The 13,261-nt window shown below is 35.0% G+C and carries 10 protein-coding genes; 8 read left to right on the top strand and 2 right to left on the bottom strand.

Going from position 1 to position 13,261, the window contains the following annotated elements:
• Positions 1 to 19: 19 nt before the first annotated feature.
• Together AC07XN_RS01745 and AC07XN_RS01740 are read right to left on the bottom strand one after the other, a co-directional pair.
• Positions 20 to 313: a cupin domain-containing protein gene (locus AC07XN_RS01745; RefSeq protein ID WP_494741817.1), complete on the bottom strand. Its 294-nt coding sequence runs from the start codon at positions 311 to 313 to the stop codon at positions 20 to 22.
• Between the two features lie 45 nt (positions 314 to 358).
• Complete coding sequence (locus AC07XN_RS01740; RefSeq protein WP_494741816.1) at positions 359 to 649, bottom strand: hypothetical protein; 291 nt, start codon at positions 647 to 649, stop codon at positions 359 to 361.
• 169 nt (positions 650 to 818) lie between these two features.
• Between AC07XN_RS01740 and AC07XN_RS01735 the strand changes: the two genes are divergently transcribed.
• The 8 genes from AC07XN_RS01735 to AC07XN_RS01700 all read left to right on the top strand — a co-directional run bounded on the left by AC07XN_RS01735 (position 819) and on the right by AC07XN_RS01700 (position 13,232).
• Complete coding sequence (locus AC07XN_RS01735) at positions 819 to 1,409, top strand: Crp/Fnr family transcriptional regulator (protein WP_494741815.1); 591 nt, start codon at positions 819 to 821, stop codon at positions 1,407 to 1,409.
• Positions 1,410 to 1,629: 220 nt separating this feature from the next.
• Positions 1,630 to 2,226, top strand: coding sequence for an RNA polymerase sigma factor (locus AC07XN_RS01730; protein WP_309917015.1), 597 nt, complete (start codon positions 1,630 to 1,632; stop codon positions 2,224 to 2,226).
• Positions 2,227 to 2,367: 141 nt separating this feature from the next.
• Positions 2,368 to 3,582 carry a FecR family protein gene (locus tag AC07XN_RS01725; RefSeq protein ID WP_494741814.1) on the top strand — a complete coding sequence of 405 codons (1,215 nt, stop codon included), beginning with the start codon at positions 2,368 to 2,370 and terminating at the stop codon, positions 3,580 to 3,582.
• 285 nt (positions 3,583 to 3,867) lie between these two features.
• Complete coding sequence (locus AC07XN_RS01720) at positions 3,868 to 7,137, top strand: TonB-dependent receptor (protein ID WP_494741813.1); 3,270 nt, start codon at positions 3,868 to 3,870, stop codon at positions 7,135 to 7,137.
• Between the two features lie 19 nt (positions 7,138 to 7,156).
• Complete coding sequence (locus AC07XN_RS01715) at positions 7,157 to 8,770, top strand: RagB/SusD family nutrient uptake outer membrane protein (RefSeq protein ID WP_309917023.1); 1,614 nt, start codon at positions 7,157 to 7,159, stop codon at positions 8,768 to 8,770.
• Positions 8,771 to 8,931: 161 nt separating this feature from the next.
• On the top strand, positions 8,932 to 11,142 hold the full coding sequence (locus AC07XN_RS01710; RefSeq protein ID WP_494741812.1) for an alpha-N-acetylglucosaminidase: 2,211 nt from the start codon (positions 8,932 to 8,934) through the stop codon (positions 11,140 to 11,142).
• A gap of 55 nt (positions 11,143 to 11,197) precedes the next feature.
• The gene (locus AC07XN_RS01705) at positions 11,198 to 12,343 is read left to right on the top strand and encodes an acyltransferase family protein (RefSeq protein ID WP_494741811.1); all 1,146 of its coding nucleotides are present in this window, start codon (positions 11,198 to 11,200) and stop codon (positions 12,341 to 12,343) included.
• A gap of 202 nt (positions 12,344 to 12,545) precedes the next feature.
• Complete coding sequence (locus AC07XN_RS01700) at positions 12,546 to 13,232, top strand: TerC family protein (protein ID WP_309917033.1); 687 nt, start codon at positions 12,546 to 12,548, stop codon at positions 13,230 to 13,232.
• Positions 13,233 to 13,261 lie beyond the last annotated feature (29 nt).

Genomic DNA, 13,261 nt, shown 5'->3' with positions numbered 1-13,261 from the left:
ACAAATAGATATAGCTCGCTTATTTAATAATTAAAATCTTAGCATTTTCGAGGCATAATAATTCATGCAGAGCTTTCCCTTGAAAATGAATAAAATCACCCGTTTGAAAAATATTCGCCACTCCTTCAAGCTTAATTTCCATTTTCCCTGATTGCACTATCACAAATACGTCTGTTGGGTTACTATGCGATGGCATTTTATCTCCTGTTTCAAACGACTTACATATAATTTTTGCCCCTGCTATTTCTTGGAGTACTTGCATCTTTTTCTCAACAAGTGGGTATTGTCCTCCTAATAAACTTCCGATTTCCATGATATTATTGCTATTAATAGTGGTGATGATATTTGATTTACTATGCTAGCTCAGTATGTTGAAGCCAATAATAAAACTATGAACTATCGCACTAATCCAGAAAATGGTTACGCCAATCCTGACTGGTTGAGCGGAAAGTATAGGAATAAGTACACTAAAAAAACAAAGTACACAAGCTGCTAATTGCCAGTCGCCACCGTTATAGACATTCATACTCACTAAAGTAAGGGGAGTCAAAATAGTGGCTTGAATCATCAGTGAAAATCCATTCCAGAAAGCACGATTATTTTCTTGTTGTTCAAAAAAAATAGCATATTGATTTGTTAGCGCATTCATAATTATTTTGTGTTTGATTATGATACAAATTTGCAAGTAGCCTACCACTCCAGTTTATGACCTAAATCATATTATAAAAAATAATGCTGAGGATAGAAGTTTAACATCGTGTTACAAACAATCTGTAATTTTATATTCCATCGTTATCTTTGTTAAAATCTTGTATGCAATGATTCCTCCAGCTATTTTAGAAAAATTTGGTGCCACCCGTAAAGTATTGGTGAAAACTGAAGTGCTTTTTGAAGAAGGAGCTGACGCACATTTCTATTATCAAATTATCAATGGCGAGATTAAAGTATTGAATTGGTCGGAAGAAGGAAAGGAATTTATTCAAGGTATTTTCTCGGATGGTCAAGGTTTAGGCGAACCTCCATTATTAGGGCTTTTCCCCTACCCTGCTACAGCCATCGCCACTACAATTACCGAAGTATATAAGCTATCCTATCAGGCAATGATAGCTTTATTACAAGATAATTTTGATATTCATTTAAAACTCACACATATTCTTTCGAATAGGCTACAATACAAAGCCATGATTATGAAAGATATGAGCACTCAAGATGCTGAACACCGCATCGTTTCGATGCTTAGTTACTTAAAGAAAAAAGAAGGAGTTAAAGGGGTTTTTGAAGTAAATCTTACTCGACAAAATCTTGCTGATTTAACGGGATTAAGGGTAGAAACTGTAATCAGAACAATTAAACTAATGCAAGAACAAAAGAAATTAAAGATAAAAGGAAGAAAAATTTGGTTTGAATAGTTGTTTTAAAAATCTAGTAAGAGAAAATTTTTACTCATCTTTGAAGTGTAAAATATGGTCAAAAAGGGCTATTTTTTCAAAACTATTAAAGCCTTATTATCGCTACAAAAATCAATTATTTAAAAAGCTAGTTAAGAAATCAGCACATTTTGTTAAAAAAATTAAGTATATTTAAAGATTAAGTGTCTTTTTTTATTGAAAACGCAATTATTTTAACTGAATGACCCCAAAGTTTTTATATGATGAAAAGGAACTGTTAACGCTTGCGTCATCTGGCCATGAACAAGCTTTTACGATGCTTTTTCATGCTTATAAAAATAAGTTATATGGCTATTTGTATCGATTGACAGACTCTAACGAGATAACAGAAGACATTATTCAAGAGCTTTTTTTGAAACTTTGGAAGGATAAAAGTGAACTAGTCAATATCGTTCAGTTTGATGCTTATTTGTTCAGGATGGCAAAAAATCAAGCCTTGAATGCTTTTAAAAGCATGGCAAGGCAGACGCTTTTGTATGCTGAATATTTTGATACTCAAAGCATCGAAGTATATTCAACTGATAATATTATCCAATTTGATGAAACACAAAAACTGTTGAAGCAAATTATTGAAAACCTTCCTCCCCAACAAAAACTTATCTTTAAATTAAGTCGTGAACAACATTTAAAACACGATGAAATTGCAGATATGCTCAATCTGTCACCTTCTACAGTAAAAAACCACATCATTCAAGCCCTCAACACGATAAAACATAAGCTTAAATATCAAGCTGCATTCTACCTTTTTTACATGTTTTGGATTGCCATAAAAAAATAATTTAAAAATTATTTAACATCGACTAGTCCTATCTTTTCCCAGAATTGTCTTCTATTTAGTTAACATCAAAAAACAGTAGTTTTATTGATTGTTGACTTATCAATATTATAATCTAAAAGGGACGAAATCCATTGATGTGATATGCCTTCAGAGAGAATCAGTTTTTTAGTGGAAAGATATTTCAGTAATACTTGTACTGAAGCAGAAAAGTATGAACTGATGCAATGGGCAAATACGGCTTCTGAAACTGAACTTGAAGAGATTTTGCATAGTTCATGGCAAAACTATGAATCAAATCTGGAGATGCCTACAGAAATGTCTGACAGAATAATGTCTAAAATATTTACACAAAATCCAGTTGTTGAAGAAGATAATGAATATTCAGAAGAAGAAAATAAACCAAGTATTGGCTTTTGGCGTATTAATTACAGTATAGCAGCCTCGATTGCCTTAATTATTTCAGTTGGGTTGTTCGCATGGTTTCAATATAACACGGTTGATAAAAGAACAGAAAACAGAATAGTTCAAGTAAAAGAATTTGAAAAAAATGATGTATTGCCCGGTAGCGACAAAGCGATTCTAACATTTGATGATGGTACTAAAGTAGTATTGGATGATTCAAAAAACGGAAGTCTAGGGAAACAAGGGGAAACCAATATCCTTAAGCCAGAAAAAGGACAACTAGTATATCAATCTAACAAAACCGCTGTCGCCCAACCAATGTATAATACCGTCACGACACCAAAAGGCGGGCAGTATCAGGTGGTGCTATCAGATGGCACCAAAGTATGGTTGAATGCGGCATCTAGCCTAAGATTTCCATTAGTTTTTGAAGGGAATGAACGGAAAGTGGAAATGACTGGCGAGGTATATTTTGAAGTAGCGAAAAATGCTAAAAAGCCGTTTAAAGTCATCAGCAACGGGCAAGAGGTTGAAGTATTGGGAACACATTTTAATATCATGGCTTATCCTAACGAAAAAGCCATTAAGACTACCTTATTAGAAGGTTCAGTAAAAGTTAGTAAAGATGACCATTCAACGATATTAGAACCTGGTCAACAAGCAAAAGTGGGCTTTAATAATAATATTTTCAGAACGATAAATGATGTTAGTCTGGAAGAAGAGCTTGCTTGGAAAAACGGATATTTTCAGTTCAATAATGCTAGTTTAGAGATGATTATGCGACAGATAGAACGTTGGTACGATGTTGAAATTCAATATATTGGCAAAATACCTGATGAACATTTTACGGGCAAGCTCCCACGAAATACCAACTTATCGAACGTATTGAAAATATTATCAATGAGCGAAGTACAATTTAAGATAGAGGGCAAAAAAATAGTGATAACACCATAGTTTGGAAAGCTTAAAAATACTGAGTATAAATAAAAAAATTGTTAAACATATTTTCAGTGAAAGTGGCACTCAATCCACAAAAAGGCATTAAACAACGAAAAAGCGAAAACGCGGCAACGTTTTCGCTCTAAATCGGAGTTTGATTAAAATAATTTTTCCAAGTATCTCATTTAACCCCAAAACAAAAGTATGAATCGCAATCCTATTTTCCAAATTAGGCTGGGTTTGCCGTGTAATTCGGCGTCCTGTCGTGGACAACAATTTTCCACTAAATTTTTCAGGGTCATGAAACTAACCTTTATTTTATCATTGACGATATATTTACAGGTAAGCGCTGTTGGGTTTTCACAAAGGTTTAATTTAAATCTTAGAAATACCGCTATTAATAAAGTATTCAACGAGATTGAAAAACAAAGCGATTATACTTTTTGGTATAAAACAGATTTGTTGTTAAATGCAGAAAAGGTTTCTATCAATCTTAAAAATGCTAAGCTTGAAGAAGTCCTTGAGAATTGTTTTGCCAATCAACCCCTCGATTATTTGATTGTTGATAAAACCATTGTCATCAAATCCAAAAAAGTTAATCCTAAATTAGAACTTCCTATTGAAATACTATTACAAACTGTTAAAGGAAAAGTAATCTCCTCTACTGATTCAAAACCATTAGTAGGCGTAAATATTGCTATAAAAGGCACATCCAGAGGAACCACAACAGATCCAAACGGAGAGTTCTCCTTAAATGCTACTAAAAACGAAACCCTTGTGTTTTCTTATATTGGCTATAAATCAAAAGAAGTATTGGTAGGTAACCAAACATTTATTTCGATTAATTTACAAGAAATAGCTACATCTTTGGCAGAAATTGCAGTGGTAGGTTACGGAAACCAATCACGTAAAACACTTTCAAGTGCTGTTAGTACTATTAAAACTGAAGAGCTTAACAAAGGGGCAATTACAGACCTCGGACAATTACTACAAGGTAAAGTACCAGGGTTAAATATCACCGCCAATGGTGACCCTAACAAACCTGCTGCTGTGATTTTGAGGGGTGCTTCAACCTTGAATAGCTCACAAGGCCCATTTTATGTAATTGATGGAGTACCGGGTGCTGATATTTCAACTATTGCACCAGACGATGTTGCTTCAATTGATGTGCTGAAAGATGCCGCAGCAACAGCTATTTATGGAAACCGTGCTGCCAATGGGGTAATCATGGTGACAACTCGAAAAGGCAAGAAAGGACAAACACAAGTTTCGTACAGTTCATTTGTGGGTCTCGAAAAAGTATCTAATAAACTAGATATGATGACGGCTTCAGAATTGCGTGCGTTTATGCAAAAACTGAATATTTCTTTCTCTCCAAAAGACGATAAAGGTGCTGATACTGATTGGCAATCTGCTATCCAAAAGAAACAGGCTATTTCAACTAACCACAACCTTTCTGTAAGTGGTGGTGGCGAGCATACTTCTTATAGTGCAAGTTTAAACTATGTAAAGAAAGATGGTATTTTGTTGAATAGCTCTTTAGAAAGAGTAATCGCTCGTTTGTCGATTGAGCAATTAGCTTTGAAAGACAAATTAAAATTTGCTTTCTCCATCACTAATTCAAGCAGTGATGCTGAGGATATTCCTTATAGAAATACGGTTCTTTTACAGTCAACATCTTATTTACCTGTATCGCCAATTACAAATGCTGATGGTACTTATTTTGAGAATTTAGAAAACTCTGGTTATTACAATCCTGTTGCGATGGTTAATAATAGCCAAATGAGAACCAAGTATAGTAATTTGATTGGAAGTTTTAAAACACAGTTAGAATTACCATTTGGTCTAACTTATAATTTAGACCTTTCTTACATGAATTCTAATACACTACAAGGTACATATTACAATAAATATTATACAAGTACTTATAACAATATGTATGACAACCCAGATCCTGGTCTAGGTTTTCACTATCAGCAAACATTTGGTAAGGACGGTCAAGCTAGTAGAAGTTCGTACCAGAATACGAACAAAATTTTAGAAACATATTTAACTTGGAATAAAGAGTTTGGCAATCACACAATTAATGCAGTACTAGGTTATTCTTGGCAAAACAATAAAATTGGTGATGGCTTCCAAGTAACTACCAGTAACTTACCGGTTGATAACATAGGTTATAACAACTTAGCACTAAGTAATCCTTATGGAATCTCAGGCTATCAGATTAGTTTTGGACCAGACGGTGTTTATCAAGAGACTCAATTAATTTCAGACTTTGCTAGATTCAATTATAATTACAACAATAAATACTTATTACAAGGCTCAGTAAGAAGAGATGGTAGTTCAGTATTTGGTAAAAATAATCAGTGGGGATATTTCCCTTCAGTGGGTGCTGCTTGGAGAATCAGTCAAGAAGATTTTATGGCAAATCAGGATATCTTGAGTGATTTGAAATTAAGAGCAAGTTATGGTGTAACAGGTAACGCTTCAGGGTTTAATGCTTATACTTCTCAATTTATTTCAGGAGGTTTAGGAACATATTACTATAATGGTACATTAGTAGCTGCAAACGGGCCAACTAAAGCGGCAAACCCAGATTTGAAATGGGAAAAAACAGCCACAACGAACATCGGTCTAGATTTTGCAACGGCTAATAATAAAATTAGTGGTTCATTAGAATTGTATAATAAAAATACTACTGGAATGATTTATTCTTATAGTGTTGACCCAATTCTTGTACCAGTAGGAAGTATTGTTGCTAATGGTGGAAGTATCAACAACAAAGGGATTGAATTAACTGTTAATGCAAAGGTAATCAATAAGGGCAAATTTAACTGGGCAACTACCATTAACCTTGCACATAACAGTAACGTAATTACAAGTTTAACCAATCCTTTATTTGCAGGTGGAGATTCAGTACTTTTATCTCGCCCAGAAGGTGGCGGACAATCAGGACGTTCATTACAAATTCTAAAATCAGGAAGACCACTCGGACAATTTTTTGCTTTAGAATATGCAGGAAAAAATGCTTCAGGAGTTTCTCAGTTTGTTGGTGCTGATGGTAAATTAACGACTACACCGAAAGAAGGAGTTGATTATCATTACTTAGGTAGTGCACAACCAAAATTATTATTAGGTTGGAACAATACATTCAAGTATAAAAATTGGGATTTGAATGTATTCATCAGAGGCGTTTTTGGCAATAAAATTTTCAATGCTACGCGTGCTGACTTATTCAGACCAAACACAGTACAATATGCTAATATCTTGGCAGATGCAGCCAACGAATCGGCTTCAGATTATAATGCATATTTTTATTCATCACGTTTTATTGAAGATGGAAGTTTTATCAGATTTGATAATGCTACTTTGGGTCATAACTTCAAAAACTTAGGTTCAGCAGTTAAAAACCTAAGAATTTACGGTTCTGTCAATAACCTTTTTGTGATAACAAAATATACAGGTGTTGACCCAGAAGTAAACCAAGGAGGTATCGCTCCAGGGGTAGATTATAATAACTTCTATCCAAAAACGCGTACTTTCTTAATAGGTGTAAATGTTTCATTTTAATTGTTAAAAATCTGAAATTATGAAAAAGTCATATTTATATACATTACTATCAGTACTACTTTCGGGTGTACTGTTCTCTTGCCATGATTTAGTCGTGCCAGTAACGACTGAACTAACTCCAGACGTTTTTCCGACCAATACTGAACAATATATTTCGGCATCTGGTCCTGTATATGTTTCACTAAGAGGTAATTATGCTGTTGAACATTTCCAACAACAATCTTATAGTACAGATGAATCTATTATGCCAGCAAGAGGTGGGAACTGGTTTGACGGTGGACAATGCCAAACGATGCATTATCATACTTGGACAAAAGACAACGGTTTTATTAACGGGAACTGGACTTGGCTATCGACAACTATTGGCGTTGCCAACCAAACGTTAAATATTCTATCGACAACCATGCCAGCAGGTGCCACTAAAAATACAAGTCTTGCTGAAATAAAGATGGTAAGAGCTTTTACGTATTTTTTGATGATGGACAGTTACGGTAACGTACCGATTGATACGGTTTATGGAGATTTTACGCCCAAAACCAATGTAGCAAGAGCAGATGTATTCAAATTTATTGAGAAAGAAATTAATGCTGCTCTTCCTTATCTTAGTGAAACTTCGGGTGTGGTTACTTATGGAAGACCTAATAAATGGACGGCTTATGCTCTATTAGCTAAAATGTATTTGAACGCAGAGTATTACACTGGTACAAAAAGATACGATGATTGTATTGCAGCTACTGACAAGATAATCAATTCGGGGTTATTTGCTATTGAACCTAGAAGTACCTATCTAAAAATGTTTTATCCTGATAATGGTCCTTCTAAAAAGGAATTTATTTTTGCGATTCCTTATGATGCAACTTCAACCAATAGCTTTCCATTTAGATCAACAAACTTGCATGCTCGATATAGCATTCCAAGAAGTATGCGTGCAAAATTTAAGTTGCCATTTACACCAAGTGGCCCTGAAAGTACTTTGCCAGAATACTATGCCTACTTTAACGATGCTAATGATGTAAGAAACGGTCAGTGGTTAACTGGATTACAATATATGGATGATGGTTCTCCAATAACTGTTCAAACAACAAAATTAGGTCTTGACCAATTCTATAAAGGTAGCGATGGAGCTACTCCGGTTACTTATCAAGTAAATTTAACACCAGAAGTAATTCTTCGTCAAGATGTTGCTGCTTTTGATGCAGGAAATGATGAAATTGCTTGGAATATGGGTTATCGTAACAATAAATTTTATGCAGATGGTACTTCATTAAGCAGAAATCAAAATAATGACATTCCTATTTTCCGTTATTCTGATATACTGTTGATGAAAGCAGAAGCTATTCTTAGAGGTGGCGCAGCTACATTAGGACAAACTGCTCTTTCTCTGACAAATCAAGTAAGATCTGAAAGAACTACTTCTGCTTCATTAACAAGTGTAAATTTAGAGTCACTTTATGGAGAAAGAGTAAGAGAGTTTGCTTATGAAGGATGGCATAGAAATGATATGATTCGCTTTGGTAAGTTTGAGGGTAAATGGGGTTATAAAACAGATTCAGATGTTAATCATAGAATTTTCCCAATCCCAAGAGTTGCCTTACAGCTTAACCCAAATTTAAAGCAAAATCCTGGTTATTAATTAAATCGACCATTTTTTAAGGTCTTGTCAATATATAGTGTTCACAAACGTATATTATACATAGTTCAATTGTGAAATGATTTTATTATAACATTTTATTACCCGTTATGCGCTAACTCCCGCCAGAGCTTAGCGTATAACTTACAAACAGATACTTACTCATGACTAGACTAACTTACCAAATTTTCTTATTGGTCATTGTGGTGCTTTTTAGTAGCCATTATGCTGTGGCTCAGCTTAATAAACAAGAAGCTTTAGCACTTATTAGCAGGGTTATTCCTAAACAAGCACATAACTTTGAAGTAAAGTCATTACCAAGTACTGCCCCAAAAGACCTTTTTGAAATAGAGAGCAAAAATCAAAAAATTGTTTTGAGTGGAAACAATGGCGTAGCTGTAGCTTCTGCTCTATATTATTACTTAACAGAATATTGTCACTGCCAGATTACGTGGAATGGTACAAATCTGGATTTACCTACAACTTTACCCAAACTTTCCACTAAAATCACTAAAAAAACACCCTACCAATATCGCTATTATCTTAATTATTGCACATTCAACTACAGTATGTCTTGGTGGAATTGGGAAAGATGGCAACAAGAAATAGACTGGATGGCGATGCATGGCATCAATATGCCTTTGGCCATCACAGGCGAAGAATATACTTGGCGAGAAGTATATAATGAAATGGGATTTTCGGATACAGACCTAAAAGATTTCTTCAGTGGGCCTGCTTATTTCTCGTGGTTTTGGATGGGAAATCTTGATGGTTGGGGTGGACCACTTCCACTCAGTTGGATGAAATCTCATAAGGATTTACAAGTAAAAATATTGTCAAGAGAACGTGCCTTGGGCATGAAGCCTGTTTTACCTGCTTTTACTGGACACGTACCTTCGGCTTTTAAAAAGAAATATCCACAGGCCAAACTAAAAGCAACCAACTGGACAAACGGTTTTGGCGACACTTATATTCTTGATGCAGAAGACCCACTTTTTGCAGAACTTGGCAAAAAGTTTATCAAAAAACAAACACAGTTATTTGGCACAAATCATTTGTATTCTGCTGATACTTTTAATGAAAACGAGCCTCCGACTGACGAACCAGCCTTTTTGTCTAAGCTGACGGCTAAAATTTATGATGGCATGAAGCAAGCCGACCCTGAAGCTATTTGGGTAATGCAGGGGTGGTTGTTTTATAGTGATAGAAAATTTTGGAAAGCTCCACAGATAGAAGCTTTATTAAATGCTGTACCAGACGACAAGATGCTTTTGTTAGACTTGGCTACCGAAATAGAACCTGTTTGGAAAAGAACAAATGCTTTTCATGGTAAGCCTTGGATTTGGAATATGCTCAATAATTTTGGCGGAAACGTCAATCTTTTTGGACGCATGGATGGTGTAGCAAGTGGCCCTGCTGTGGCTTTGAATGACCCTAATTCGAAGAATTTACAAGGAATAGGGCTAACAATGGAGGCAATAGAACAAAACCCTGTGATTTATGAATTGATGATGCAACATACTTGGCAAGATACACCTATTGAGCTAAACGATTGGTTAGTAATATATGCAAAGAATCGTTATAAAACAGATGATAAAACCTTGGTAGATGCTTGGCAAATATTAAGACAAACAGCTTACAATGGCAAGGATATTAGAGATGGTGCTGAGTCAATCGTTACTGGTCGCCCTACATTTGATTCGACTACTGTTTGGACAAGAACAAAGCTCAATTATCCTCCGAAAGACTTTTTGAAAGCTTGGGATCTATTTGTACAAGCTTCTCAGCATGGAGTTGATTCGGACGGATTTCAGTATGACCTTGTAGATATTACACGACAAGTGTTGGCAAACTATGCGTTAGTTTTGCAGAAAAAATGGAAGAATTCTTACAAAGCAAAAGATGAAGCTCAATTCAAAAAAGATGCCCAAGCATTTATTGATTTGATTGCAGATATGGATGAGCTATTGGCTACCAGAAAAGATTTTATGCTTGGCCCGTGGATTAGCTCGGCTAGAAGTTGGGGAAATACTAGTGAAGAAAAAGCCTTGTATGAACAAAATGCTAGGGACATTATCACGCTCTGGGGCGATGCCAACAGTCCTTTGCATGAATATGCTAACCGCCAATGGAGTGGTCTATTGAATGATTTTTATAAACCAAGATGGCAAATGTTTTTTACAGAACTGAATCAAGCATTAAATACGAAGAGAGAACCAGATTTAGCACACTTTGACCGTACCATTCGTGAATGGGAATGGAATTGGGTAAAAGCACATCAAGATTTTCCTGTTGTACCAAAAGGAAATAGTCATTCATTGGCATTGAAAATGTATAAAAAATACCGTGATGCCTTAACGGTAGCTTATCCTTGAGGGAGTCATACATTCTACGACTTACCAAAGCATTCAACAACAAACTACCAAAACTATGAATAACAATCCAAAAAGTATAAGACTCGTTTCCCTAGATGCACTCAGGGGATTCGATATGTTTTGGATAATGAGTGGCGAACACATTATTCACGCTTTAGCAGAAACAACGCATATTCCACTGTTTGAATGGATGTCTGAACAATTACATCATACTGCTTGGAATGGGATTACTTTTTATGATATGATATTCCCGCTTTTTCTTTTCATTGCTGGGGCGTCTATGCCCTTTTCGATGCAGAAGAAAGTGAATGAAGCTTCTGTTGAGTCTGCCTATGAATTACCCAATGTAGTAAAAAGGTCGCTATACGTTGCGATGGTAAAACGAACGGTAATATTGATATTTTTAGGCATTGTAGTGAACGGACTTTTTAAATGGAATGGTTACGAACAGACACGCATCGCCAGTGTATTAGGCAGAATTGGCTTGGCTTGGTTTTTTGCAGGAATTATCTATTTGAATAACAACACATTGAAGCAAATTTATTGGTTTGTATTTATTCTAGTAAGTTATTGGTTAATCATGAAGTTTGTACCCGTACCAGGTTTTGGTGCAGGCGTACTGACCAAAGAAGGTTCTTTAGAATCGTATATTGATAGAATTTTATTACCAGGACGATTACACAGCAAAGTACATGACCCCGAGGGAATTTTATCTACTATTCCCGCCATCGGAACGGCTATGTTAGGCGTATTTACAGCTACCTTTTTAAAAGCCAAAAATACTTTTTCAGCTTATCAAAAAGTATTAGTGATGGTCTTAGCTGCATTTATATTAATCGTCATAGGCTTATTATGGGATTATTCTTTTCCTATTAACAAACGCCTTTGGTCAAGTTCATTTGTATGTTTCGTTGGGGGATGTTCAATCTTGCTTTTTACGTTGTTTTATTTGATAATAGACCTCTGGAAACTACAAAAATGGGCGTTGCCTTTCGTTTGGATTGGTTCTAATTCCATCTTGATTTATATGGCATCTGAAGGTATTATTAATTTTGGGTACACTGCTAATTTTTTATTTGGTGGACTGATTTCATATACACCAGAAATTTGGCAACCTGTCTTTACTGCTTGTTCTATTACAGTTACTCAAATTATATTACTGTATATTCTCTTCAAGAAGAAAGTTTTTTTGAAGATATAGTTTTTACGCATGACCTAATGAAAAATGGACATATAAAAATAGTTCTACATTTAGATTTTCTTCCATAACAAGATTAAGACATCTATTAAATAAAGAATGATAGCAAATAGCCATTAAGAAGTAGTTAAAAGTGATTATCTCCACAATATTTTTGATATATTGCCTGTTACAATGGAATAACTCAATTAAGTATCTATCAAAAATGACTACAGAAATCCTCATATCACTCATTACACTTATCGTTCTTGAAATTGTCTTAGGTATCGACAATATCATCTTTATTTCTATTCTATCCGATAAACTCCCCGTTGATAAACGTAAAAAAGCTCGTCTGGTTGGTTTAAGTTTGGCATTAATTACCCGTTTGATTCTGCTTGCTGGAATCAGCTGGATTATGAAGCTCGATAAAACACTTTTCGTGGTTTCGGGGATTGATATTTCTGGGAAAGACTTAATTTTGATAGTAGGAGGTTTATTTCTGTTGTACAAGAGTAACAAAGAAATCTTTGAAAAAACCGAAGATGAACACGAAGACAAACCCTTTGTTTATACGTCTTTTTCAAAAATCATCGGGCAAATCATTATCCTAGATTTAGTATTTTCTATCGATAGTATCATCACAGCGGTAGGTTTGGTGGAAGAACTGTGGGTGATGTATGCAGCCGTAATCGTTTCTATTTCAATTATGATGATGGTCGCTGGAACGATTAGTGCCTTTATTAGTAAACATCCATCTTTAAAAATATTAGCCCTTTGCTTCTTGATGATGATTGGTATTACGTTGATTGCAGAAGGTTTAAACTTCCATATTCCTAAACAATATATTTATTTCTCAATGGCGTTTTCATTCTTGGTGAATGTAATTCAAATTAGAAAAAATGCAAAGTAATGATATACAAATTTAGGACATCCTAAATT

The sequence above is a fragment of the Arcicella sp. GW458-12-2-14-TSB2 genome (genome assembly GCF_059423785.1).
This window is presented reverse-complemented; position numbering and strand designations above follow the sequence as displayed.